This is a genomic window from Chitinophaga sp. (assembly GCF_039596155.1).
Classification (GTDB): domain Bacteria; phylum Bacteroidota; class Bacteroidia; order Chitinophagales; family Chitinophagaceae; genus Chitinophaga.
In genome coordinates this window covers 1-26,418 of sequence record NZ_JBCNKF010000024.1, presented here as the reverse complement: position 1 = coordinate 26,418, position 26,418 = coordinate 1, and the positions used below count along the sequence as shown (strand labels likewise).

Annotated in this window: 15 protein-coding genes and 1 tRNA gene; 5 read left to right on the top strand and 11 right to left on the bottom strand. The window is 46.3% G+C overall.

From position 1 onward, the window contains the following. Nucleotides 1–98 precede the first annotated feature (98 nt). The 3 genes from ABDW33_RS21565 to ABDW33_RS21555 form a co-directional block, all read right to left on the bottom strand. Entirely contained in the window at nucleotides 99–1,724 is a 1,626-nt protein-coding gene (locus ABDW33_RS21565; protein WP_343692173.1) for a SusD/RagB family nutrient-binding outer membrane lipoprotein, read from the bottom strand. 8 nt (nucleotides 1,725–1,732) lie between these two features. Then, on the bottom strand, nucleotides 1,733–4,846 hold the full coding sequence (locus tag ABDW33_RS21560; protein WP_343692172.1) for a SusC/RagA family TonB-linked outer membrane protein: 3,114 nt from the start codon (nucleotides 4,844–4,846) through the stop codon (nucleotides 1,733–1,735). 983 nt (nucleotides 4,847–5,829) lie between these two features. Continuing rightward, the gene (locus ABDW33_RS21555) at nucleotides 5,830–6,807 is read right to left on the bottom strand and encodes a glycoside hydrolase family 43 protein (RefSeq protein WP_343692171.1); all 978 of its coding nucleotides are present in this window, start codon (nucleotides 6,805–6,807) and stop codon (nucleotides 5,830–5,832) included. Between the two features lie 225 nt (nucleotides 6,808–7,032). On the opposite strand from ABDW33_RS21555, the gene ABDW33_RS21550 reads away from it, so the two are divergent. The 4 genes from ABDW33_RS21550 to ABDW33_RS21535 all read left to right on the top strand — a co-directional run bounded on the left by ABDW33_RS21550 (nucleotide 7,033) and on the right by ABDW33_RS21535 (nucleotide 14,093). Further along, a complete protein-coding gene (locus ABDW33_RS21550; protein ID WP_343692170.1) occupies nucleotides 7,033–7,584 on the top strand; it encodes a sigma-70 family RNA polymerase sigma factor in 552 nt (183 codons plus the stop codon). A gap of 90 nt (nucleotides 7,585–7,674) precedes the next feature. After that, nucleotides 7,675–8,853 (top strand): FecR domain-containing protein, encoded by a 1,179-nt coding sequence (locus tag ABDW33_RS21545; protein ID WP_343692169.1) that lies wholly within the window; start codon nucleotides 7,675–7,677, stop codon nucleotides 8,851–8,853. Between the two features lie 317 nt (nucleotides 8,854–9,170). Continuing rightward, entirely contained in the window at nucleotides 9,171–12,470 is a 3,300-nt protein-coding gene (locus ABDW33_RS21540; protein ID WP_343692168.1) for a SusC/RagA family TonB-linked outer membrane protein, read from the top strand. Between the two features lie 21 nt (nucleotides 12,471–12,491). Next, nucleotides 12,492–14,093 carry a RagB/SusD family nutrient uptake outer membrane protein gene (locus tag ABDW33_RS21535; RefSeq protein ID WP_343692167.1) on the top strand — a complete coding sequence of 534 codons (1,602 nt, stop codon included), beginning with the start codon at nucleotides 12,492–12,494 and terminating at the stop codon, nucleotides 14,091–14,093. 82 nt (nucleotides 14,094–14,175) lie between these two features. Here the strand turns inward: ABDW33_RS21535 and ABDW33_RS21530 are convergent, their stop codons facing one another. The 8 genes from ABDW33_RS21530 to ABDW33_RS21495 all read right to left on the bottom strand — a co-directional run bounded on the left by ABDW33_RS21530 (nucleotide 14,176) and on the right by ABDW33_RS21495 (nucleotide 25,938). Beyond that, nucleotides 14,176–15,624 carry a glycoside hydrolase family 30 protein gene (locus tag ABDW33_RS21530; protein ID WP_343692166.1) on the bottom strand — a complete coding sequence of 483 codons (1,449 nt, stop codon included), beginning with the start codon at nucleotides 15,622–15,624 and terminating at the stop codon, nucleotides 14,176–14,178. A gap of 34 nt (nucleotides 15,625–15,658) precedes the next feature. Beyond that, nucleotides 15,659–17,092, bottom strand: coding sequence for a glycoside hydrolase family 30 beta sandwich domain-containing protein (locus ABDW33_RS21525; RefSeq protein ID WP_343692165.1), 1,434 nt, complete (start codon nucleotides 17,090–17,092; stop codon nucleotides 15,659–15,661). Beyond that, nucleotides 17,089–17,943, bottom strand: coding sequence for a glycoside hydrolase family 16 protein (locus ABDW33_RS21520; protein WP_343692164.1), 855 nt, complete (start codon nucleotides 17,941–17,943; stop codon nucleotides 17,089–17,091). Before ABDW33_RS21520 ends, ABDW33_RS21525 begins: the two co-directional genes overlap by 4 nt. 52 nt (nucleotides 17,944–17,995) lie before the next feature. Continuing rightward, nucleotides 17,996–18,817 (bottom strand): PKD domain-containing protein, encoded by an 822-nt coding sequence (locus tag ABDW33_RS21515; RefSeq protein WP_343692163.1) that lies wholly within the window; start codon nucleotides 18,815–18,817, stop codon nucleotides 17,996–17,998. Between the two features lie 18 nt (nucleotides 18,818–18,835). Further along, nucleotides 18,836–20,389 carry a RagB/SusD family nutrient uptake outer membrane protein gene (locus ABDW33_RS21510; protein WP_343692162.1) on the bottom strand — a complete coding sequence of 518 codons (1,554 nt, stop codon included), beginning with the start codon at nucleotides 20,387–20,389 and terminating at the stop codon, nucleotides 18,836–18,838. Between the two features lie 23 nt (nucleotides 20,390–20,412). Then, nucleotides 20,413–23,766, bottom strand: a complete 3,354-nt coding sequence (locus tag ABDW33_RS21505; RefSeq protein WP_343692161.1) for a TonB-dependent receptor — start codon at nucleotides 23,764–23,766, stop codon at nucleotides 20,413–20,415. A gap of 308 nt (nucleotides 23,767–24,074) precedes the next feature. Next, complete coding sequence (locus ABDW33_RS21500; RefSeq protein ID WP_343692160.1) at nucleotides 24,075–25,214, bottom strand: FecR domain-containing protein; 1,140 nt, start codon at nucleotides 25,212–25,214, stop codon at nucleotides 24,075–24,077. 139 nt (nucleotides 25,215–25,353) lie between these two features. Continuing rightward, entirely contained in the window at nucleotides 25,354–25,938 is a 585-nt protein-coding gene (locus tag ABDW33_RS21495) for an RNA polymerase sigma-70 factor (RefSeq protein ID WP_343692159.1), read from the bottom strand. Between the two features lie 168 nt (nucleotides 25,939–26,106). Here ABDW33_RS21495 and ABDW33_RS21490 point away from each other — a divergent pair. Then, nucleotides 26,107–26,180, top strand: a tRNA-Asp gene (locus ABDW33_RS21490). The last annotated feature ends 238 nt before the right edge of the window (nucleotides 26,181–26,418 follow it).

Here is a 26,418-nt window from a genome sequence, read left to right as displayed (position 1 = left end):
AATAGTTTTCAAGTGTTCCCATTCTTAAAGTTGAAGAGTTAATGCAGCGGTATGCCACATTAACTCTTCAGTATCTAACTAGTCATGAACAAAAATTATCAGGAAGCCGGATCCCACCATACACGGGATGTCCAGGTATCACCGCCTGACAGATGACTTACGCCTGTTTTATAGTTTGCACCATTCAGGGTAGCTTCTGTCAAAGGATACAGTTGTCTTCTCGGAATCTGACCGCCGGAGAAGTTGCCTGAGTATACAACAGGAGTCAGTACAGGATAACCGGAACGACGCCAGTTGAACCATGTTTCGATGTAGTTGAACTGGATACCTGTAGTAGCCCAGTACTGCTCATTGATCTGCTTCAGGGAAGCAGCGGTAGATGTAATATCAAGCGGATGCAAAGCTACCCAGGTAGTTGCAGTAGCAGAGGAGATGGTCAATGCAGATCCCAGGGTAGCCAGGGAAGTCATACCAGCAACAGCGCCAGCAGCATAGTGAGTAGCAGCAGTACCACCTACGTTCCAACCTCTTGCAGCAGCTTCCGCCAGCAGCAATTCAGTTTGTGCATAAGTGAGCACAAAGATGGGAGAGTTCAGATTGGTATATACGGATGCCACCGGGCGGGAATATTTACCGAGCGTAGTTTCATCAGCACCGGTACCGGTAGAACCAGCATAGTTTGGCGCTTTGGTTACGTCAGTAGCACCACCGTTCAGGTCATAACCATTTGGTAAACCCAGCTGGTCAGTAGCATTGGTATTACCTGCGGTAGTAGCGCTGTTAGCAGCCAGACCAGCCTGAGGCACTTCGGATACAACGCCTAATCTTGGGTCGTTGCTGGCTTTCAGGTAGTCGATGAGCGTTTTGCTCCATCTTGTCTGATACAGGTCAGTACCATATACTCTTGCCTGTGCGTTGTCGTGACCATTGGTGTTCTGAACGTTGATGTAAGCATCATCAGCAGTGCTGGTGAATACGCCACCCGCCACAGCTTTCTCTGCCCATGTCTGTGCAGTAGAAGGTGATACTTTGGTAAGACGCATCGCAGCACGCAGCATCAGGGAGTAAGCGAATTTTTTCCATTTAGTGATATCGCCACCATAGTAAAGGTCGCCGCTAGCTACAGCTTTGCTGGCATCGAACATACCGATAGCGGTGGTCAGATCATTGAAGATAGAAGTGTAGATCTGCTCCTGTGTATCGTAAGCAGGCTGAGTAATACCTTGTTTACCCTGGAATGCCTGGGAATAAGGCACATCACCATATACATCTGTTACCTGCTGGAGGATCATGGCTTTCATGATCATACAGGTAGCAGTCACGTTCACTTTGGTAGGATCATCTTTAGTCAGAGCAATGGCTTCAGCAACCAGGTTACCGGCACCGGTATAATACTGGTCGGTAGCACCATAGTCTGTATTCCAGATACGGCCCTGATAATCGGAAGTACCGCTGGTAGCTACATACTTGTCGCCGTTAGACAGGTAGTTCGATGTCAGGGAAGACGTAGACGCCATGATCTGCGTCCAGAATCCCTCGAACAGGAACATGTTATAGCCCTGGGAGCTGAAAGCATGCTGCGCACTCGTGAGCAGGTAGTTCGGATTATACAGATCTGCGCTTGTTTGCGTCGGGTCCGTATTGATTTCCTCGAAGTTCTTGGTACAAGAAGCTGATTGCATTAACAAACCAGCCAGACCTATATAAATGAAGTATCTTTTCATGACTTATCTTATTTGAATTTGACATTAACGTTCACACCATAAGTCCTTGCAGAAGGAACACTTGTACCTTCAATACCTGCATAGGAAACCAGGGTAGAGAAACCAGCTTCCGGATCGATGATGCCAGATCTTCTCATGATAGTCCAGAGGTTACGACCAACCAGAGAAACGTTGATTGAACGGATCAAAGGCACACTACCGAACAGTTTTTCAGACAGGGTATAACCCAGTGTTAATTGACGTAATTTGATGTAGTCGCCATTCAGTACGCTCAGCGGACCAGTGATGTTTCTGCTGAAAATAGCCTGGTAGTAATCCTGAGAACTTACAGTGACAGTGTTTTGTGCACCGCTTGCAGTTACACCGGTAGTAATACCACCTTCACGGCCATTCAGTGTTTCCTTGTTCAGACCACGGTAGATGCTATATGCTTTGGTAGCAGAGATGATCTTATTACCATAGTTATAGTCAATCAGGAAAGATAATGTGATGTTTTTATAGCTGAAATCGTTGTTCAGACCACCATACAGGGTAGGCAGAACAGTACCCCATGATTTCAGATCACCCTGTACAGGAAGACCACCGTCATCTACGACCATGTTGCCTTTACCATCCCACTTGTAGTCATAACCCAGGATCTGTGGTCCGGATTTACCCACTTCGTAAGCAGTATAAATAGCACCGTGGTTAGGACGGTCAGTACCCAGGGTAATAGTGTTATTAAAGTTATCAGTATGGAGGATCTGGTTCTTAACAGATGTTAAGTTGAAAGATACGTTCCAGTTGAAATCTTTGTTAGTGATAGGCGTACCGTTAATCATTAATTCCAGACCCTTATTCATTGTGCTACCTGTTGGTACATAACCAGCGCTGTAACCAGTAGCAAGGCTGAAGTTAGCCTTCATGATTTCATTCTTGGTCTTGCGGTGGAAGTAAGCGATATCCAGGCCCAATCTGTTGTCAAACCATTTCAATTCCGCACCAACTTCTACTTCTGTTACGGTGAAAGGTTTCAGGAGACCAGAAGGCAGGTTGTTGCTGAAGCGACCGGTTGGTATACCGTTGATAGTGCTTTCCAGGCCATAATATACCATTGTCTGGTAAGGCGTTACCGGCTCACCACTTGTCTGTGCGTAGCTGGCGCGTAATTTACCATAGCTCATTTTAGGCATCTTGGCGAGTTCAGAGAACACGAAGCTACCAGAAACTGATGGTGTGAAGATACCTATCTGGCTTGTAGGAATGCCTTTACCAGCCAGTGTTGAGAAGGCGTCGTAACGACCTGTTGTGCTCAATGTCAGGTAACTCTTCCAGTTTAAGTCAACTGAGTAGTAAGCAGAGTGAGACTCCTTCTTAGTATAAGCGTAGGCTCTGTTAAAATTGTATACGTTGGTAGGTGTATACAGGTAGTTAACGATGAACGGACCACCGCTGATAGTAATGTTTTCAGTATTATTTTTCAGCATGTTAGCACCTACTACACCACTAATTACCAGGTCTTTGGTAATGTTCTTGTTGTTTACACCCAGGAATACATCACCATTGAGCTGGGAAGCAAACGGTGTCTGCAGGTTATAGCTACCAGTCTGGTTATTGTAGTTCTTGTTTTTTGTATAGTCAGTACCTGTAGGCTCGATTTTCAGAATGCGGTCATTCTCATAATCGTAACCAACACGGCCACTTGCATATAACCAGTCAGTCAGGTTATATTTAATGGTTACAGCAGAAAGCAGACGCTTACGACCGATGTTGTTGATGTAACGGTTGATAACGAACCAAGGGTTAGTTACGTAGTTATCATCCGTCCAGAGTACTTCCGCACCATTTGCATCATAGCCTGGATCGAGGATCTTTTCATTGATGTTGTTAGCGAGGAACAGACCGTTGTTAACGTTCAGCGGACCATCAGACAGCTGCGGTTTATTTTTCTGCAGCTCATCGATGTAGTTAGCCATTACCTTCACGTTCAGTTTTGGACTGATATTCTGCTCAACATTCAGGTTAATGGATTTTCTGTTCAGACCAGAATTACGAACGATTGCCTGGTTATCCAGGTTAGACATTGACAAGCGGAAAGTTCCTTTATCAGTACCTGAAGACATAGACACTGTGTTCGTAAAGGTTGGACCTGGACGGTAGAAGTTAGCGATGTTATCTTTATATGCGGAATAAGCATATTGTTTACCATCGAACTGGGTGAAGGAAGAACCATCCAGTTTACCCCCCCAGCTTAAACGGGTAGTACCTTGTGCACCAGCAGCGTTGGCAGGTTTAGCACCACCGGTACCCTGACCGTAGGTATACTGCCAGTCGGTGAAGTCGATCGCTTTGTCTACCGCATAGTTCATGTTATAATCAACGGAGAAAGTACCTTTCTTACCAGATTTGGTAGTGATGATAATCACACCGTTTGAAGCGCGTGAACCATACAACGCAGATGCAGCCTGACCTTTCAGGACTGTCATATCTTCGATATCATCCGGGTTCAGGTTTCCGATACCATCACCGGCATCAGCACCACCCCACTCACCAGCAGCACCACGTTGTGTATTATCCATCGGTACACCGTTGATAACGAACAGTGGCGCACCACCTGAGTTCATGCTAGGCATACCACGCAGCAGGATACGTGCAGAAGAGCCAGGACCACCACTTGAACCGTGTACATTCAAACCGGAAACACGGCCACCCAGAGAGAGTGCAACGTTTGTTTCACGTGCTTTGGTCATCAGCTCACCACCTACTTTTGCAACTGAGTAACCTAACTTTGAGTTATCTTTTGCGATACCCAATGCTGTTACCACCAGTTCTCCCAGTTGAGTAGCAGATTCTTCGAGCGTAGTGGTAACAGAATTTTGCCCTGCAGCTACCTGAATTGTTTTTGTTGTATAACCAACGAGTGAAAGTTGTAATTGAAAAGCGCCTTCCGGTGCCCCCTTCAGTGTGAAAGAGCCATCTCCACCAGAAACCGTTGCTACACTTTTTCCTTTAACCAGTACAGTTACAGTCGGAAGACCAGCTCCGGATTTGCTATCCTTAACACTCCCGGTAATCTGCCTAGTTTGTGCAAATGCTACCGTTGAAAGCAGCATTGCAATGATCAGCAAACGAAGTTGTCTCATTATCGAATTAGTTTTTGGTTAGGTAATAAATGAGTGATGTGCACTCCTTTCTCAGATTGACAACGGGCTAGCGGCGCCGTATTTGTTCTACATTTCATTTTGGTTTCTGTATAAAATTTTCGTTTTAGAAAATACGTGGTTGGCTCACCTCCTTTTAAGGCAAGAGAATTTCATCTATCACATGGATAGGAATTGCAGATTACAGTATGTTGTAGAGTAGTAACTACCCGCTACCGCGCATGAATGTACCTGGTGCTACACGTACGTGCACAGTAAGACCAGTAGTTTAAAACCACAAAAGAAAATTTGATTTAAGAATGCTTTTCATTGTTACGTTACGATCTCAGATCTGGTCAGCTACATGTTCTCCCCTTGAATACTCCCGAATTGGCCCTCGTTCAATAGTTGTTAATATCAATAGTTAAAGAGGGGCAATTTGCTGTTGTTACGTTTTTCTGGAAATTTTTGTTTCACTGTCACTTCTGCTGTCTTACATTTTAAAATGACAAGTCTTAAAATGACAACACTGTTTTTTTGGTTTACTTACGTTTTATATACAATTACCGTTTAAACACCTTTCAGTTCACTGCATTTTTCACGACGGTAGTTTTTCATTTTTCACGTTGTAGATTTCATTTACTCACGGCGCTGAATTCTGGTTCCAAAGTACATAAATTTTAACATTTCATACAATCACCAAGAAGTTGTACATAATTATCACCATTTACGCTGTTAAACAAATACTATTTTACCCAGTTCTGGCTGTATGTAAACCGTTTTAGCAAAAGAGGGTGTATAAGGGTATTTTCAACACTTGAAAACCCCTGTAAAATTCCAAAAAATGGAACACCATGTAACAAAAAGGGGATACAAAAAGTACCCCCATTTTATAGTGTAACTCTTTGTAAACGTTTGCTTTATTTTTTATAACAATTAACATTCAGCAATGTTTACTGAGTATTGCACTTCCTTTCGGAATGTTTCTATTTTACCTTTACTGCACTTACGCCTTCTTTCGTCATTTTAACCGGCAGAATATTTCCTGCTTCATCAAAATGCATTTCGTCAATGCAGACAACACGGTTATTTGCGGCTGTCTCAGTGAGTGGGCGACGGTGATAAACGATGTACCATTTATCGGTTCCAGGCACGTTAATAACGGAGTGATGCCCTGCACCTTTACCGATGGCAGTATCTTGCTGTAAGATCTTGCCAATGCGCTGCCATGGTCCCATCGGACTATCAGCAATCGCATAGGCTACACTATAATCAGGACCTGTCCAGCCGCCTTCGGACCACATAAAATAGTACTTACCATTCCTGATGAACATAAACGGGCCCTCTACGTATCCTTTTGGGGTGATCTCTTTAAAGGTTTCCCCATCAGCAAAAGGCACTATACCTGTAAAATCTGATTTTAAGCGGGCAATATTACAATGTTGCCAACCTCCGTAGATAATATAGTACTGACCGTCTTTGTCGTGAAATACGAACTGATCTATGGGTTGTGCGCCATTGTAGAACCTGTCAATCAGTGGTTTGCCAAGATAGTCTTTGTAGGGACCACCGGGTTTATCGGCAACTGCCACCCCGATTCCGCCTTTCTCATCATTGTTCTGAATATCATTGGCGCCAAAAAAGAAGAAATACTTTCCCTTGTTTTTGATAATAGCAGGGGCCCACATGGCGCGGTTCGCCCATTTTACATTCGAAGAGTCAAGTACCTTTGGGTGTTTCTCCCAGTGAACCAGGTCCTTAGATGAATAAGCGTCGAAGAAGACCTGCTTCTCATACTTGTCAGAATAGGTCGGGAAGATCCAGTATTCTTTGCCGAATACAACCGCCTCCGGGTCGGCATACCATCCTTGAATAATTGGGTTGCCGGAGGTTAGCTTTTTTTGAGCAGATAGCGGGTTGCCGAGGGCGATGGCCCCGAGTAATAACGTGATTGCCTTTCTCATAGTGAGTTGATTCCTGTTTGAAAATAAATCACAAGATAGGCGTTTTATCTTCCCATTGCCAGATTTGGGGGGAATGGTTTTCCCTGGTCCGAAAGGTATTGAAGCACAGCACTTACCGCACGTTCAATTAATATTTCCATTAATACTAAAAAAATAAATATTTGGGCATATCCGGGCTAACTTCCTAATTTTAGCGAGGAATTACAGCATTCAAACGATTGAATTTTGCAAGATTCATTCAAACAGGAGGAACGGGATCTATTGCGGCAGATAGGAGAAGGAAGCCAGTCTGCTTATACACTTGTCTTTAATCAATATAGTAAACAGGTGTTTGATGTGGCCATGCTTTATCTTAAAGACAACCTGGCGGCGCGGGAAGTAGTGCAGGAGGTTTTTTTAAAGATTTGGCTGAAGAGGGAAGTTTTGCCTGAAATCAACGATTTTTCTGACTATTTATTTATACTCACCCGTAATCATGTGTTCGATGGCCTGAAAAAGCATGCCGTGCGAATGAAGGCCTATGATCGCCTGTTCCAGCAACAGCCGGTGATGGTGAATGACACCGATTACAGGGTGAAGGACAGGGAATATGCTGTGATCGTGGAAAAGGCCATTGCAGCGTTACCCCCGGAGCGGAAAAAGGTGTATATCGCCCGGAAAGATGGTTTTAGCAATGAAGAGATATCAAATAAATTCAACATATCCATCCATACCGTGAAAAAACAAATGCAGATCGCCCTGCAAACGGTGAGAAATTTTGTCAGGAAAAGTATATAGGTCTCCCCTTCCACCTGCTATGTAGAAAAAAAGTTAATTTTTTTTTCTTTCCGATTACTCCTTTTATTCTTCATCGTCGTCTTTACCATTATGACAGCACAGGAATTAAAACTCTTGCTTGACAAGTATAAGCAGAACGTCCTTACCTCAGACGAAAGAGATCGTCTGTTCAATGCCATTCAGCATGGCGGGCATGACGACCTGTTGCATGCTGACATCCTTGAATCCCTGCAAGGCAGTGTTCCTGCTGCCGGCTGGGAAAATGAGGACCATGCCGCTATACTCGAGGCTATTTTTCAGGCGGAACAACCTGATACCATGACTGTTGTCAATAACAAACGCCGTTTCTACCGCTATGCCGCAGCCGCTGTAACTGCCGGTATTATATTGTCCACGAGCTTTATATATAAGAAGAAAGACACGCAGAAGGCCCCTACCCTTGCTAAAACGCAGGTACTGGCCCCGGGCGCAAACAAAGCCATGCTTACCCTCGCTGATGGTACTCAGATCCCTCTCGACAGCGCTGCTAACGGCGCCCTTGCTCAACAGGGAAATACACAGATCAGCAACACCAATGGTAACCTGAGTTACCAGGCAAACGGAGGCAGTGAAGTGATGTATAACACCGTCACTACCCCTCACGGAGGCCAATATCAGCTCACCCTTGCCGATGGTAGCAAGGTTTGGCTCAATGCCGCCAGTAGCATCCGCTTCCCGACCGCATTTACCGGAAAGGAAAGACAGGTAAGCATTACCGGCGAAGCATTTTTCGAAGTCACCCGGCAGTCCGATCACCCGTTTTCTGTACTGGTGAAGGCTGCTGAGAAAGAAATGACGGTAAAAGTACTGGGCACCAGTTTCAACATCATGGCCTATGCCGATGAACAAATGGTGAAAACTGCCCTGGTTGACGGCGCGGTGCAGGTTGAGCACGGCAACCAGAAAAATGTATTGAAGCCCGGGCTGGAAGCCAGCCTGGCAGACAACACCTTTGCCATCGCTCCGGCTGACCTGGAACAAACCCTTGCCTGGAAAGATGGGAAGTTCCGCTTCAGGAGTACCAATATCAAAACCATTATGCGACAGCTATCCAGGTGGTATGATATGGATGTGGCTTACAACGGGGATGTATCCGACATTGACCTGACAGGTGTTATCTCCCGCAGGGAAGATGCCGGTAAACTGCTCAAAGCACTCGAAGCTACCCAAAGGGTTCATTTTGAGGTGAATGGCCACAATGTGACCGTTTCACCCGCCACGTCGCACTAATCATCCCGGCTAAAGGGGGGAATATATATTGTCAATTTTTAAACCAATTCCGTTATGACCACGTAGAGCGTATCACTATTATGTGAACAGTAATGAAAAGGTACCACGATTTGTAAATGACGCTGCCACGTCTGATATAAAAAAACCGGGCCCGACTGCCATCGGAACCCGGCAACATGGCTACCAATTTCTCTTTGACTCAAGAAAAATTTGATTAACTAAAAAAGCCAGGAAACAAAAGTATGGAACTATGCGCTTCATGCAAAACTCCCTCCCGCGGAGGAGTGAGTCTTTTGCACAGAAAACTGTTGTTAGTTATGAAATTAACTGCCATTTTAACGCTGATATTTACACTCCAGCTATCTGCTAAAACCTATTCCCAAACTGTCAGCATCTCAGGAAGACACCTTTCACTGTATGAAGTGTTCAACGCCATCAGCAAGCAGACAGGCTATGAATTTGTATACGATGCCAAATTGCTGGACGGCAAAGGGACTATTAATATCAATGCACAGGGACAAAACCTGACCGACGTACTGGATAAGTGCCTGAACGACAAAGCATTGACTTATTCCATTATGGACAAGATCATCGTGATCAGTCCCAAAAAAGCGATCCGGGAAGTCGCCCCGGCCCCCGCTCCCCCTGCTGCAACTCCTGTCACTGGTACTGTTACTGACTCTGCTGGGCATCCGCTGCAGAATGTGAGTATCCAGGTAAAAGGTACTACCAGAGGGGCTATGACCGACGCAAGCGGCCACTTCTCCCTGGATGTTCAACCGACTGATGTACTGGTCATCAGCTACATCGGCTTCGACAAAATGGAAATCACCGTTGGCAGCAATACCAACCTGACTATCAAACTCGCTGAAAGCAACAAACAACTGGGTACTGTGGTGGTGACTGCGTTAGGTATCAAGCGCTCTGAGAAATCTATCACCTACGCTACCCAACAGGTAAGCGGTGTGGAACTGACCAAAGCCAAAGATCCCAACCTGATGAATACCCTGAACGGTAAGGTAGCTGGTCTGACTATCTCCAGCAGCTCTTCCGGGGTAGGTGGTTCTGCAAAGGTGATACTGCGTGGTGCTAAATCTGGTCTGGGCAATAACCAGGCACTCTATGTAATTGATGGTGTGCCTATGAACAATACCCTCACGAACCAGCCCAACAGTGCATATGGTGGTAGTACCGCTTATGATGGTGGTGACCCTATCTCTAACATGAACCCTGAAGATATCGAGAGCATCTCTATCCTGAAAGGTGCTTCTGCTGCTGCACTGTATGGTAGCCAAGGTGCAAATGGAGTGATATTGATTACTACCAAAAGTGGTAAAGCAGGTCGTACTACCATCAACTTCTCTTCTGGTCTTACCCTGAGCCAGGCAGCTTACAAACCGGAATTCCAGCATTCTTATGGCCAGACAAAAGAAGGTAGCACCCAGAGCTGGGGTGATAAACTGACTACGAAGGCACATAATAACCTGGACGACTTCTTCCAGACTGGCAATAACGTAACCAACGCTATCAGCCTGGCTGGTGGTACTGAGAAGACCCAGACTTATTTCTCTTATGCGAATACCAGCGCAAGAGGTATTCAGCCGACCAATAAACTGGGTCGTAATAACATCAGCTTTAAAGAAACAGGTAAATTCCTGAACGATAAGCTGACTGCTGAAGCTGATGTAAACTACATCACCCAGAAGATTGATAATACACCGCTCTCCGGCTTCTATTTCAACCCACTGACTGGCTTGTACCTCTACCCTCGTGGCAGCAACCTGTCTCAGTACAAACATAACTTTGAAGTAGCTGATCCGGGCAGAAACGGGTTGATGGTACAGAACTGGCCTTTTCATGAAGACGTACAGCAGAACCCATGGTGGATCCTGTACCGCGATCCTAATCAGCTGAACAGGAACCGTATCCTGCTGAATGCAAGCCTGAAATATGAAATCAATAAATACCTGAATATCCAGGCAAGAGGAAGCATTGACAGGATCAATGACGTGTATGACCAGAAAGTATATGCTGACAACGCCTCTTACGTAGCAGATTCCAGCGGTGGGTATGTATACCAGAACCTCACGACCAACCAACAGTACGGTGACCTGTTGCTGAACTTCAATGTGCCTATCGGTAAAGACTGGCGTGTAACAGGTGTGGTAGGCGGTGCCATCCGTGATGTAAAAACCACCGGAGAGAAATTCAATTCCGGTAAAGAGGGCCTGCATATTCCAAACATCTTCACGCTGCAAAATTTTGTTGCGATGAATGCAGCCAATTCCGGTACGCTGCCAAACAACCACAGCCAGTTCCAGTCTGTATTCGGAAGTGCTAACATCTCTTTCAAAGATTGGTTCTACCTGGATCTGACTGCCCGTAATGACTGGTCATCCAACCTGGCCTTTACGCCAACCTATTCTTATTTCTATCCTTCAGTCGGTCTTAATGTCATCCTGAGTTCTGTAACCAAATTACCTGAATGGGTGAGCTTCGCCAAAGTGCGTGGTTCTTATGCCCAGGTAGGTAATGCACCTTTAGCCTACCAGTCTTTCCCTGCACAGAATACGCTGGGTGCAGGTGGATCCATCATCGGTAATACCACCGCTCCCTTCACTGACCTGAAACCAGAGAAAACAAATTCACTGGAATTCGGTACCGAGTGGCGCTTCTTCAACAACAGGCTGAGCGTGGATGCAACGTATTATAAAACCAATACTAAGAACCAGACTTTGCAGATCGCTGCCAGCCAGGCTTCTTATTATGACTCTTATTATATCAACGCTGGTAACATCCAGAACCAGGGTGTGGAAGCAGTGGTGCGTTACGATGTATTACGCGATGGTAAATTCACCTGGAATACCGGTGTGAACTTCGCCACCAACAAGAATAAGATCATTGAACTGGCTGATGGTGTAGACTACTTTACCCTGACAGGTGCTTCCGGTTCCAACTATGCGTCTAAATTCAAAGTAGGTGGTTCATTTGGCGACATCTACGGTACTGTACTGAAGAGAGACCAGCAAGGCAGGATCATGGTAGACGCAGCCGGTACGCCTATCAAGCAGACCGGCGATATGGTGTACATTGGTAACTCCAACACTAAATTCCAACTGGGCTGGAACAACAACCTGGGCTATAAACACTTCACCCTCTCTATGCTGATCGATGGTAAATTCGGTGGCCAGGTAATGTCTGTGACCCAGTCTATGATGGACCTGTACGGTGTATCTAAAGCATCCGGTGATGCAAGAGACGCCGGTGGTGTAAAAATAAACGGGGTTGATCCGAATGGCAACGCAGTGACTTCTGTTGCTGCACAGACCTGGTATTCTACTATAGGTGGCCGTGAAGCTGTTTCCGGAGAATATATGTACAACGCAACAACCGTTCGCCTGCGCGAGGTAGCTCTGGGTTATACAGTTCCACTGAAAGATGTATTTATCAAGGCACTGAAGTTCTCCCTGACAGGACGTAACCTGATCTATTTCTATAAGAAAGCACCGTTTGATCCTGAATTGACCATGTCTACTGCAAATGGTTTATCTGGTGTAGATATTTTCATGCAGCCTGCATTGCGCAGCTATGGTCTGAGTCTGAATGCTACTTTCTAACAGTAAAAACTGATCAAAAAAATGAAACGTTATTATATTATTATTGCGGTACTGCTTTTCGGTGCTACCGCCTGTACCAAGAACTTTGAGGAATACAATACGGATAATACCGGTGTATCTACCGGTCAGCTAAAACCTGACTTCAATGACGTAGGTATTTACCTGTTGCAGGCAGAGCGTTCTATCATCAACTTTTCGGGTGGTGGTGATCCCAACTCCTACCAGGTACAGCAGAACCTGAATGCGGATCTCTTTTCTGGTTATTTTATGTCACCGAACCCATTCAATGGTGGCCGGAACAACACCAACTATTTTATGATGACCGGCTGGAATGGGGAAGCTTTCAAAGTAGGTTACCTGAATATCATGTCGCCTATCTCTAAACTGCGTTCTAACCGTATTGATACGGCATATCCTGCTGTATGGGCGGTGGCACAGATTATACGGGTAGCAGGTATGAGCCGGGTAACGGACATCTACGGTCCTATTCCATACAGCCAGGCAGGTAGTTCCAAAACGGATCTGCCATATGACAGCCAGGAAGAAATTTACAAACGCTTTTTCCTCGAGCTGGATACTGCCACCACTAACCTGCAGAGCTTTATCAATAGTGGTAAAACACTGCCTTTCTCTTTTGCGAACTTTGACCTGGTCTACAATGGAAACTTCACTAAGTGGTTGCAGTTTGCCAACTCACTGCGGCTGCGACTGGCAATGCATATTGTGAAGGCTGATGCTTCCACTGCACAGACACAGGCAGAGAAAGCCCTGAATCCTTCCAATGGTGGTGTGATCACTGCTAACAGTGGGAACATGGTTGTACAGGTGGGAGGTAGCTTTACCAACCCACTGGTATATATCGACAGAAACTGGGGCGATACCCGCATCGGTGCTGACATTGCCTGTTACCTGAAAGGTTATAATGACCCAAGGATCGGTGCTTATTTAGGAATGTCTACAGACAAAAACATACCTTCTCAATACATCGGTATTCGCTTAGGCGCGGTAACCAGTGCTAACACGAAAGATGATTATATCGGCTATTCTGCATTAGGTAGTGCATTTTCACTGTCTACACCTGTACAGATCATGACGGCTGCTGAAGTATATTTCCTGCAGGCGGAAGTTGCGCTGCGTGGGTGGGCGAATGCCGGTGGTACGGCACAGGAAATGTATAACCAGGGTGTGACCACTTCCATGACACAATGGGGTGTTGCAGCTGCTGCCCCAGCTTACCTGAGTGATGCAACCAGTAAGCCGGCGGCTTATGTAGATCCTAAGAATAGCAGCAATGATATTGCGGCACAATCTACTATTACAATTCAGTGGGATGAGGCTGCTCTTCCTGAGGTGAAGATGGAGCGTGTAATGACACAGAAATGGATTGCGATGTTCCCTGAAGGCCAGGAAGCATGGACAGAACACAGAAGAACAGGGTATCCTAAGTTATTCCCTGTAGCGCATAATCAAAGCGCTGGTGTGGTAACGGATGCTGGTGGTGTAAGACGTTTGCCTTATCCACAACAGGAGTACAATACCAATGCAACAGAACTGAATAAAGGCATTTCACTGTTGGGTAATGCTGATAATGCAGCTACTCACTTATGGTGGGATAAGAACTAAGGTCATGTGATGTATTCAATAGTAAAAGCCCCGTCTCGGTTGAGACGGGGCTTTGTGTTTCTTTATCTCCCGGTTGATTTTATTAGTTTACAACCAGTGTCTCTATTGAATGAGGCAGGCTTTTAACAGCTGCACCGTTACCTTTGATCCACAACTTATAATCCAGCTCCTTATCACTTGTATTCAACACCACTACCACCATCTTCCCGTCTTTATTTACAAAAGCAGTTGTCTGAAGGTCAGTTCTGTTGGAAGAAGCAATGATACGCTTTGCTCCCGGGCGAATGAATTTAGAAAAATGCCCCAGGTAATAATAAGAATTGGTGTAGATCAGGTCACCTGTTTTGCTATCTGCATGCACAGGGGCAAAACAGAAGTTACCGACGTGATTGGGACCACCTTTTTCATCCAGCAGGATGTTCCAGTCTGTCCATGCTACGGTGCCATTATTGAAGTCATTCAACAAAGAAGAACCATATCGCTCACCGAGTGCCCAGTCATTTACTTTATCCAGTTTGAACGATTCTACACAGCCTTCTGTGAAGATGAGGTTCTTGTCAGGAAATGCTTCTTTCACCTTGCGTACATTCTCAAATTCCATGGTGCTGCCTGTCCATGTTTCATACCAGTGATAGCCGATACCCCATACATACTTTGCAGCAACCGGGTCTTCGAGAATCGTGCTGGCACGCTGATAGATCTGGTCACGATTGTGATCCCAGGCAATCAGCTTCTTCGTGCTCATACCTGCGCGCTGCAGGGTGGGGCCTAAATAATACCTGATGAAATCTCTTTCTTCTTCAGCAGTAAAGTTGCAGGACTCCCAGATCTGCTTAGCCATCGGTTCATTCTGTACAGTTAAACCCCATACCGGAATACCGAGTGATTCATATGTTTTAATAAATTTCACATAGTAATTTGCCCATGCCTGATAATAACGCGGCAATAGTTTACCCCCATGCAACATGCTTCCATTATCTTTCATGAATGCAGGCGGACTCCATGGACTTGCAAAAAGAGGCAGCTTACCACCTGCCGCTGCAATCGCTGCTTTGATAAATGGTATGCGGTAAGTCATATCATGCTTTACATTGAAGGTATTCAACGTGCTGTCTCCTTCTTCAATGTAAGTATAGCTGTCGCTCGAAAAATCGCAGCTATTTATATTGGTACGGGCCAACGTATAACCAATACCATTCACGGGATCAAAATAAGCTTTCAGTAACTCCGACTGCTTCTCCTTCGGAAGTCTTGCATACACTTCTGCAGCTGCATCTGTCAGTGCCCCTCCAATGCCAGTCATGGTCTGGAACGATTTTGCAGGGTCTACAAAGATGCAGACCTCTGTTTCCAGCGGTTGCTTTGCGGGGGTGAACGATAACTTGTCCGTAGCTGATAGTCTTAACTTTGTACCTGCGGCTGTCGTGTATACAGTTACCGTCTTGCGGGAAAGGGAATCTCCCGGTTGAGGGCCTTTTGCATAGCCAGCGTAAGTGGCCAGCAACAGTCCAGCCAAAATTGCTCTTTTCATGGTTATAATTATTACCAGTTTAAACGTGTTCATCTTACCAGATATAAGTACCTACCGCACCATTCGTCAAAGTGGGTGTGACGACCTTACCATTGAACTGGATATTGAACGACTGGGGAGTGCTGGCATTGTTGATTACAATTAATACCCTTTTCCCGTCAGGCGTTTTGAACGCCACATTGTCCAGCTGGCTGGTAACATTGGTAGCGATCCGTGTGGAACCGAGTTTCACGAACTTTGCAGCATGTGCTATAATATAATAAGATACATTCCTCGTAACGTCGGCACTGATGGTGAGCGCACCCATACAGGTACTACAACCACCTGCAGTATGTGGATCGTAATTAGGATCGGAGGCCAGGTTCCATTCCAGCACATTCCGGCTCCAGTTGCGGGTAGCGCCAATGATGAGATTTGTCATATGCCATTGCAGGTTTGAGGCAAAATCACCGGGGGCACCCACCCATTGCTCTGTAAAGTATATATTTTTATCGGGAAATGCGTTGTGCACCTGCGTCAATGCACTGATATCACCGCCATACAGGTGGAATGCAGATCCATCCACATAGGGTTTGGCACCTGCATTCTGCAGTACTGTAGCGGGATAGTCAGGTCTGTCGGCATTGTGATCGTAGCAGATGATCTTCGTCGTAATACCAGCTGATTTAAATGCGGGACCTAAAGCCGTTCTTATAAATGTTGCCTGGTCCGCAGCCTGCATGACCATGCTGGGATTATTGCCCCCATGTAAAGGTTCATTTTGCGGAGTGATGGCATCGATGGTGATACCTTCCGCTTTCATCGCCTGAATGTATTTAACGAAGTACTGTGCATAGGTTGCGTAATACTCAGGCTTCAGACTGCCACCTACAAAGCTTCCATTGTCTTTCATCCATACAGGTGCAGACCAGGGAGAGCCCAGTATTTTAATATTTGGCGCAATGGCGACGATCTTTTTCAATATCTGCATCAGGTCGGATTGCTGTGTTCCGATACTGAAGTGATCCAGGTTTACATCCGTCTGACCTGCCGGCATATCATCGTAGGTATATGTCGTAGCACTCAGGTCTGAGGCACCGATACTTACCCGGAGGTAGCTCACGCCGATGGATGTGCTATCTGTGCCGAACAGTTCTTTGAGCAAAGCATCCTGCGTGGTAGCAGGTAATTTACTGATCAGCGTAGCGCTGCCGTCTGTAAGACAGTATCCAAAGCCATCGATGGTTTGATAAGTGGTACCGTCGTCTACTTTGATAGTCGGGTATACATTCACCGTATCTTTGAAGAGCAGGCTGACATTTTGCTTTTTCAGCAGCACACTTTTATCTGATTTGGTCAACCAAAAGGTGACATCAGTCGGTAAGTCTCCCGTAGGAGGTGGCACGATGATGTTCGTAGTATCATTACCCCCTCCCTTACAACTGGCAAAGCAGAATAGCAGGGAGAAGCATATATGGTGTAGTCTCATTTATTTTTCATTTTATATACCCTCACGTAATCAACTTCCATAGCTACCGGGAAGATGCTGTCGTCTACCCCCTGTGCACCGCCCCAATCACCACCTACAGCGAGGTTGAGAAGGAGGTGGAAGCGTTTGTCAAACGGCCATACAGCATATCCTTTCCCTTCATTTACAAACTGGAATACCAGCATGTCATCAATATACCCCCTGAGTGCATAAGGCGTCCAGTCCAGTCTGTAAGTATGAAATTCACTGAAAACGTTATCGACCTTTTTAGTACTTGTCTTCTGGGTATTTATTTTGAAGTAATAAGCTTCTGTATGAGCACTGATATGCACATTGCCGGGATCGTACCCTACATGTTCCATGATGTCGATCTCACCTGATTTAGGCCAGTCGCCATATGCCCAGTCAGTGGGCAGCATCCAGATGGCGGGCCAGGTTCCTTTGCCAGCGGGGAGCTTTGCTTTGATTTCAAAGCGACCGTAGAGCCAGTCCCCTTTATTGGTGGTCACCATTCTTGCAGAGGTGTAATTCCTGTTTTCTTTGGTTTCTTTCCTGGCAGTGATGGTCAGTACACCGTTTGCCACACTGGCGTTGTCGGTGCTATTGGTGTAATATTCCAGTTCATTATTTCCCCAGCCACTGCCACCCAGGTCGTAGCCCCATTTGGAGACATCGGGTGCGCCCGTGTAGTTAAATTCATCTGCCCAGACAGGAGTGGATTCAAACGTCCAGCCGCTATCAACGGGTGTACCTGGTGTAGCGGGACCGGTAGTGGTGGTATCAGTACTCCCCTTGCCGGAGCAGGATGTGAAGATGAGCAGGAGAAAAAAAGGGAGATATCTTGCGAGCATAAGCGTGGTATTATAGAGACAGCAGCTATTCGCTGCTGTCTCCTATAGTGAATTATTGTTCTTCGAGGAATTGAATGCCGGAAAGTGTCATACCGCCGGTACCCAATGTACCGCCGGAACTGCCTCCTTTAATGAGGATCCACACATTGCCGGCCTGGGAAAACTCCATATATCCGTTCTTGCCTTTTCCGTCGCCATCGCAACCTATTTCAGCAATGTTCCCATCAAATGGAATTGTACCGCAACCGGACCAGGTATTCATAGCGATGAATTTTTTTCCACCGTAATCTTTACCCTGTACCGGCGGAACAGTGTCGCAATATACTTCCAGCCAGCTATTGGTCGCACCCGCTCCCTTGATGTTTGCAACAAGGGTATAAGGCGTGTGAGCTTTGACGGTCACCTTCTGGAAGATGGCTCCATTTGTATTACCGGTATTGGAGAAATTAATGGAACCATTGGTATTGGTAATCGTTGTTTGTGTACCCCCCGTATTCAGGATCGTCCAGTCTGTTGCATTCAACAGGTCTTTCGTCGGAGCATTGTTTGCAATGTTGATTTTCTGTGCAGTCGTCGCATACCCACCTTTGGTGAAAACGGTGAGCTGCACGGTATATTCTCCTGCTTTGGAGAAATGCAGTGTGTCGAATGCCCCTGTGGCAGTGGTCCCGTCGCTGACATTCCACTTCCAGATAAAGCCACCCTGGGTGGTAGAAGTCACCACTACCCTATTCGGATTAGTCGATAATGGTGTAGCGGTAAAAGAAGCAGTAGGCAAAGGCCCCAGCTCCTTTGTAGATGACTCCGGCGTACAGGCCGGTATAACGCAGGACAACATAGCTGCCACTGCCAAAGTACCTATATAGCGTTTCATGTAATGCAGTTTGATATGTTATTTAGTTCCTCCCCATTCTTTACTTTGCTCCAGCTTGGTATTTTCCAATTCTAACAATGGAATTGGCAGAATCTCATTTTTACCGGCAATGAAGCCGCGGGGTCCTAATACGGAAGCCGCTCTGCCGGTACGTACCAGGTCGAACCAGCGATGACCTTCACCTGCCAGTTCCAGTCTTCTTTCATTGAAGATGTTGTCGTCAGTCGCTTCTATGGCAGTCAGACCTACACGTGCACGTACTGCATTCAGCAACTGGTAAGCACGGGTACCCGGGCCACTGCCCTGTCCACCTTTTACGAGTGCTTCAGCCTCCATGAGGTAGGTATCGGCTAAGCGGATCTCGTACAGATCCTGTGGGAAGTTCAACTCAATATTACCACCACCGGTTGTTTTATTATAGTTAAAGCCAATGAGCTTCTGCAGGAAATAACCGGTGTTTTTATAACCGGGTTCATAGCTCGCGATACCATTGGCCTGTAAGCTATCCAGGTTAGCAACGGTAGCGTGATAACGGGGATCAAAGTGAATGGCATCAAACAGTTCCTTTGTTACCACGAGGAAACTCCAGCCGGATACATAATCAGGCGCACCTGCTTTCAGCGCTTTGTAACCTCTCGGGCCTACCATGATGTTCAGTACATTCCCTTCAGTACAGCCTACGCAGTCCCAGGAGCCGGCGGAAGTTGATGTGAACGCCACTTCGAAGATAGACTCGCTGTTGAATTTACTGCCGTTGTCAGACTTCCAGAGGTCGGCAAAGTTGGTCAACAGTCTGTAACCATATTTGGCATTGATAGCACCCGGATTTGTACCATTTACTTCTGCCAGTTCTGCGGCAGCAGCCGTATAGTTTTTCTCATACAGGTATACTTTACCTAACAGTGCATGGGCAGCACCTTTGGTAGCACGGCCGCCTTCTGTAGCGACTGGTACCTGGTCCGGCAGATTGGTTTCTGCAATGGCGTCCTGCAGGTCTGTTTCAATTTGTTTGTATACTTCTTCAGGAGTAGCCTGTGTTACATTGTACATTTCACTGGTAGAAACAGGCTTTGTGAAGAGGGGGATATTTTTGAACAGACGTACCAGGTCAAAGTAGAAAAAGGCACGGAGGTACTTTGCTTCTGCTGTATAACGGGCTTTGGTTGCTGCATCCATGGGTACACCAGGCAACTTCTCCAGCAGGGTATTGGCACGGAAGATGCCGGAGAAACCTTTCTTCCAGAGTTCATCCTGCGGTCCCTGGTCGGGCGTAAGTGTGTAATTGGAGAATACCTGGAAGGCTGTTACGTCATTGGCACCGCCACCACCAGCGTAGTGATCATCAGAACCTGCGTTCATCGCACCAACTTTGGTGACATAGTTACCACCCTGCCAGCCTACTACATCATAGATAGCCACCAGGCCATTGAAAGCCTCTGTCTGATCTTTGTAATAGTTCGCTTCGAGGTTGGTACCTTTTGGCTTTACTTCAAGGAAACTACTGCTACAGCCGCTCATCAGTTGCAGGCCTATAGCGAACGTCAATATATGTGGAATGTATTTCTTCTTCATTGTAATTTGCTTTTATCAGTTTATCAGAAAGTAGCGTTAATACCCAGCATGAATGATCTTGCCTGAGGATAGATACCTCTGTCGATGCTGAATACGCCACCTCCGATTTCAGGATCGTAACCGGTGTACTTCGTGAAGGTGAGCAGGTTTTCACTCATTACATATACCCTGAATTTCTCAATACCTACTTTCTTTGTAATGGTGTTGGGAATGGAGTAACCCAGTTGTAAAGATTTAATCCTGCAATAGCTGCCATTCTCCAGGTAGAAATCGGAAGGATTGGTAAAGTTCCTGTTAGGATCAGTAGATATCAGCCTTGGATAATCGTTTGTAGAACCCTCGCCGGTCCAGCGACCCAGGGCTTTGGTTTGCCAGTTGGCGTTGAGGATATCCAGACGGCGAAGGCCCTGGAAGATCTTGTTGCCGGCAGCACCCTGTACAAATACAACAACGTCTATACCTTTGTAAGCGGCATTGATTGTACCACCATATGTCCAGGTAGGCGTAGGGTTACCGAGGAACTGGCGGTCTGTTTCAGTGATTGCCCCATCGCCATTGGTGTCAACCCAACGGAAATCACCGGGTTTTGCATCAGGCTGAATTTTACCACCTGCTTTGCTTACATAGTTATCAACATCTGCCTGTGTCTGGAAGATGCCATTGGTTTTGAAACCAAAGAAGCTGTTCAGCGGCTGGCCCAGAGCAGTACGGGTAATAGGATAGCTGGAAGACTGGAAGTTCTGGCCACCGGAGAGGTAATTAATACCGGTACCGAGGTTTGTTACCTTGTTGGTTGTATAAGAAACGTTCGCATTCACGGACAGGTTTACTTCACCCAGTTTTTTATGATAGCCTACTTCCAGTTCCACACCGGTGTTCTCCATATCAGCTACGTTTGCAGCAGGGTTAGAGATCGCACCTACGTATGAAGGGATGCGTGGGTTCTGGAGGATATCTTTCGTCACCTTTTTATACCAGTCGAAGGTCACATTGAAGTCATTGTATACAGTGGCTTCAAAACCGATGTTAGCCTGGCTGGTAGACTCCCATTTCAGATCAGGATTAGAAGGTGCATTGGGGCTGTAACCGATCAGGTAACTACCGGAATTACCGAAGGCATAGTTTCTGCCGCTACCGATGGTAGACAGGTAAGCGAAGTCACCAATGTTATCGTTACCCACCACACCGTAACCACCTCTCAGTTTGAGGAAGTTTACGAGGTTCTGCTGTGGCCAGAAACCTTCTTTAGAGATATTCCATCCCAAAGAGAAGGAAGGGAAGATACCATACTTATTATTGGCACCAAAGCGGGAAGAACCGTCACGACGTACGATACCTTCTACCAGGTATTTCTCGTCATAAGCGTAATTCACACGGGCAAAGAGAGAAGATATCCTGTGGTCAGCACCCTCACTACCATCGGAAGTACGGTTGTCGGAGGCTACTTTAAAGTTCATGCTTGCATCTTCAAAAGTGTTGGCAGGCACGTCGTAGAAAGTAACGGTGGTTGCTCTGGTACGGTTATCCATATAAGCACCCTGACCCACGAGGATGGTGAAAGAGTTCTTATTGATATCTTTTGTGTAAGATGCGGTATTCTCAACGTTCCATGCAAATCCTGAATTCTGATTACGTGAAAAAGAAGTACGGGAAGAGATGGTAGATGAGTTCAGGTAAGAGATGGGCGTGAAAGTCTCAGATCCCCAGAAAGCAATTTTGGAACCAAGTGTGGAGCGGAGCTTCAGTCCTTTGATGGGCACCACTTCCAGGTAAGTATTACCTACGATGTTGTGAGACCAGCCATAGTTACCCAGGCGCGTGGAGATATAGGCGAGCGGGTTAGTGATCTCCTGTCCTACCGCGCTGGAAATACCATAAGGGTTGCCGTTCTTGTCGCGGCGGATACCGGCATTGTTATAAGGAGCTGCAGCAGCTACAGCGGGATCCGTGATCACAGCGGGTGTGGTTGGATCCAGGTTGATAGCGGAACTGAGCGGACCACCAAATTCACTGTTGGTATTACCAACACCCAGGGCTTTGTCGTAAGCGTAGCCAACGTTTTCGCCGAAGGTCACGTATTTCGAGATCTTGTGTGTAGAGTTCAGGCGCAGGTTGACACGTTGATATTTAGAGATATCGGTCGCTACGATACCATCCTGTTTCAGGTAACCGAAAGAGGAATAGAAAGTAGACTTATCATTTCCACCGCTTACACTCACTTCATGGTTCTGGCGGGCAGCACTGTTGTTGAAGATGAGAGATTGCCAGTCAGTACCTTTACCTAAAGATGCTGGATCAGCGTACACGATACCATTGCCGGCAGCAACAGATGCTTCGTTGCGCAGGGTAGCATACTGGGTAGCGTTCAGGAGCTTCAGTTTACGTGCAGGTTCTGAGGTACCATAGTAACCGTTGTAGTTAACCTGCAGGGTACCTGCCTTGCCTTTCTTGGTTGTTACGAGGATTACACCGGCAGCAGCACGGGCACCGTAGATAGCCTGGGAGGCGGCGTCTTTCAATACTTCGATAGATTCAATATCGTATTGGTTCAGGTAGCCAATACCACCATTGTCAACGACTACTCCATCCACCACATACAGCGGATCGTTATTATTGAAGGTAGTCAGACCTCTCACGCGAACAGTAGCGCTGGAACCTGGCTGACCGGAACCGGCAGCGATGGTAACACCGGAGGTACGACCCTGTAAGGCACCTTCGAGGCGGGTAACAGGCTGGCTTTCCAGGTCAGAAGCTTTCACGCTGGAGATGGCGCCGGTCACCACGCTTTTCTTTTGCACACCATAACCTACCACCACAGTTTCGGTAAGCGCTGTCTGAGACACTTTCAGTGTAAAACTCATAGATGGCTTAGTCACGGACCAGGAGATAGGATCAAAGCCGACAGCGCTCACAATAAGGGTGGCGCCTGTAGGTACTTTGAGCGAATAGGATCCGTTAGCATCGGTGATCGTACCACTTTTACTGTCTTTGACGCGGATACTGGTACCGGGAACCGGTTCACCTTTTTCGTCAGTGATGCGGCCGGAAACCGTGATAGTTGTGTCAGCAGCAGGTAGCGATGCAGGCAGACTCTTTACAATAATCCGGGAGCCATCTACAACATAAGAGAAAGGTTGGTTGGCGAGAGCCATGTCCAGCACCTGGCGTACAGGGACATTTTTTACCTCTATCGTAACAGGATGTGCTGTAGCCAGCAAATCTTCATCATAAACGATGGAAATACCTGCCTGACGTGCTACTGATTTTAAGACCTTTTTGAGGGGTGCTTTAGTTTCAGACAGGGATATTTGCTGTGATAATCCTTTTGCGCTGATCTGCAGGCAAGCCACGAGCAACAAAAAGGTGGTCAGTTTCATAACGAGTAAAATTTGACTTCGGAAGACGTGGATTCCGAAATATTTTTTGGTTGATGAGTGCTTCCGGGAATAGGAAGCCCTACCACATAAGTTAAAATCCATACTTTTGTAGTGTTTGGGAATTTGAAATCAATAATTCGTAACGGGATGTTGTTTTCTTTTTGGGCCCAGACATTATTTACCGGGAGTGTTGCAAGCGCTTCCGGTTTTTTATGAATAGGGCACACTTTTGTTAGATTGTCTCAGCTACTTCCATAACGTTGTTTTAGGTTTTAAAATAACTGGTGTTTTTACGTGGAATACCAGCCTTATTTAACAGTTAATTTTCTTCCAACAAGTTCAAATACAGGTCCATTTGCTTCCAGCATATGGAGGATATCAGACAGGGGAAGGCTTCGGCTGATACGTCCGCCGAGCAATTTTTCGTTCGCAGTTTGTTTGTAATTAATATCTATATCATACCACCTGGAGAGCTGTCGAAGGATGTCTGACAGGCGGGCATTATCAAATTCAAAGAACCCGGTTTTCCAGGCAATCACTTGTTCTACGTCTGCTTCACGGATCGTAATATTGCCGGTAGTAGGATCCATCAGGGCCTGCTGGCCGGGGAAGAGGCGTTTGTCATTCACCTTTACCGCACCCTGTATGAGGGTCGTATTTACACTTTTTTCGTCTGAATAGGCCATAATGTCGAAGCTGGTACCAAGTACCTGTACTTCCATGTTATTGACCTGGACGATGAAAGGTTGTTTGGCGTTGGGAGTAACTTCAAAGTATCCCTGGCCGGTAATATCCACTCTTCTGTCCTTTCCATTGAAGGAGATGGGATAACGGAGGCTGCTGGCGGCATTGAGCCATACATGGCTACCGTCTGGGAGGATGATATTGAACTGTCCTCCTCTGGGCACGGTGAGTGTGTTATAAACAGTTGCCTCATTGTTTGCTTTGGAAGCATACTGCAACTGGCCATTCTTTTGTAATACAGTGGTAGCACCTTGTGCGATGACCTGATTGCCGGCACTGTCGAGGATGACGGTGGAGCCGTTGGAGAGGGTGAGGATGGCTTTGTTGGTGCCTGGTGTGATAGCAGTGGCAGCGATAGCTGGCTGTGTGGTTAACGCGGGAGCAGGTTGTTTTAATAATATAAAGAGGAGTACGGCAGCAGCGATAGATGCAGCAGCGGCGTAGTACCAGAGGTTGCTGAGTTTGGTTTTTGTTTTTGAGATAGACTGGAGGAGCCTGGTTTCGATGCGATCGGAAACCTCCACGGGAATTCCCTGCCGGGATTCGAGGGCTTTTTGAAATTCCTCCTGCATGGTTTTTAACAGCGCACGGTGAGAGCCGGAGGCTTGTAGCCAGTTGTACAGCTCAGCTGTTTCAGCTGCATTACATTGACCGTCAAGGTATTTGGTGAGCAGTTTTTCGTAATGTTCCGTGGTTGATGACATACAGTTATTATAGGTGTCTGTATATAATATCCGGAAATAATTGTTGAGGGTACCTCGGGAGGAAAATATTTTTTATTTTTTTTTTGAAGAGGGAATTGAATTACGTGGAGGGATTCTTCTTAGAGGGAGCTGGAGGGCCTTATGGTAATATTTTCTGTGCCACATAAACGGCAACCATGATATCGCCATAGCGGTGTACATATTCATAGATGAAGCGCATGCCTAACACCATATGTTTTTTGACTGCGTTTCTGGAGATACCGAGTAATGCGGCAGTTTCGTCATAACTCTTACCTTCCTGGCGGCAGAGTTGAAATACTTTCAGGCGTTGTGGCGGCATTTGTTCCAATGCTTCCTGAAAAAGCCTGTCATATTCTTTGGCGCGAACCATTTGTTCGGGAGAAGCGGAGACAGGTTCATTGAGTTGGGAGAAGAGTTGTTCGCGCATGGCCTGGTCGGTAGCCAGTTTATCGATGGTTTTAATTACATGGTTCCTGGCAATGCGGTACAGGTATCCTGAAAAAGACAATTGAGGATTGATACGGTCTCTGATTTCCCAGATTTTCAGAAATACGTCGTGGACGAGGTCTTCTGCCAGTGAAGGAATTTTGCAAAACCGTAATAGGTATATGTATAGAGAAGCATGGTACTGACGGTAGATCGTTGAGAACGCGGATTCATCTCCCTGCTTCATTTTGATCAGCACTTCTTCATCTGATGGCATACGATCCATAATTAAAAAACAGAGCGTTTAGGCTCTTGCCCCCGGAGGATGTAAAGCTAAAGAAAAGATGGAGATTACAGGAGCGGAAAGATTTTTATATAAAAAATTTGCGCAATTGGAATAAAAGTGCATATATTTGCACCCCCGACATAGAGAAACGGGGTGTAAGGATCAGTAGTTCAGTTGGTTAGAATGCCGCCCTGTCACGGCGGAGGTCGCGGGTTCGAGTCCCGTCTGGTCCGCAAAATAAACCGCCTGGTTTGGTAAAAGATTAAAGACCTTCAGATGAATCATCTGGAGGTCTTTTTTGTATTGGGATATTGGTGGGGATTATTGATAGTTGCATATTTTTTGGATCAAGTTGAATTCTTGGGGGGAATGCTAAAAATTTGTTGCTTTGCAACTCATTAAAGAAGCAACAAACTTGGATCAGAGCTATAGACAGTTGATGGAATTTCTACTCCCAAAGGGACTTTTAGA

Excerpts from the sequence above, each read along its gene's own strand:
- ABDW33_RS21565 (WP_343692173.1), bottom strand. The coding sequence starts at position 1,724 with ATGAAAAGATACTTCATTTATATAGGTCTGGCTGGTTTGTTAATGCAA.
- ABDW33_RS21560 (WP_343692172.1), bottom strand. The coding sequence starts at position 4,846 with ATGAGACAACTTCGTTTGCTGATCATTGCAATGCTGCTTTCAACGGTA.
- ABDW33_RS21555 (WP_343692171.1), bottom strand. The coding sequence starts at position 6,807 with ATGAGAAAGGCAATCACGTTATTACTCGGGGCCATCGCCCTCGGCAAC.
- ABDW33_RS21545 (WP_343692169.1), top strand. The coding sequence starts at position 7,675 with ATGACAGCACAGGAATTAAAACTCTTGCTTGACAAGTATAAGCAGAAC.
- ABDW33_RS21540 (WP_343692168.1), top strand. The coding sequence starts at position 9,171 with ATGAAATTAACTGCCATTTTAACGCTGATATTTACACTCCAGCTATCT.
- ABDW33_RS21535 (WP_343692167.1), top strand. The coding sequence starts at position 12,492 with ATGAAACGTTATTATATTATTATTGCGGTACTGCTTTTCGGTGCTACC.
- ABDW33_RS21530 (WP_343692166.1), bottom strand. The coding sequence starts at position 15,624 with ATGAAAAGAGCAATTTTGGCTGGACTGTTGCTGGCCACTTACGCTGGC.
- ABDW33_RS21525 (WP_343692165.1), bottom strand. The coding sequence starts at position 17,092 with ATGAGACTACACCATATATGCTTCTCCCTGCTATTCTGCTTTGCCAGT.
- ABDW33_RS21520 (WP_343692164.1), bottom strand. The coding sequence starts at position 17,943 with ATGCTCGCAAGATATCTCCCTTTTTTTCTCCTGCTCATCTTCACATCC.
- ABDW33_RS21515 (WP_343692163.1), bottom strand. The coding sequence starts at position 18,817 with ATGAAACGCTATATAGGTACTTTGGCAGTGGCAGCTATGTTGTCCTGC.
- ABDW33_RS21510 (WP_343692162.1), bottom strand. The coding sequence starts at position 20,389 with ATGAAGAAGAAATACATTCCACATATATTGACGTTCGCTATAGGCCTG.
- ABDW33_RS21505 (WP_343692161.1), bottom strand. The coding sequence starts at position 23,766 with ATGAAACTGACCACCTTTTTGTTGCTCGTGGCTTGCCTGCAGATCAGC.
- ABDW33_RS21500 (WP_343692160.1), bottom strand. The coding sequence starts at position 25,214 with ATGTCATCAACCACGGAACATTACGAAAAACTGCTCACCAAATACCTT.
- ABDW33_RS21495 (WP_343692159.1), bottom strand. The coding sequence starts at position 25,938 with ATGCCATCAGATGAAGAAGTGCTGATCAAAATGAAGCAGGGAGATGAA.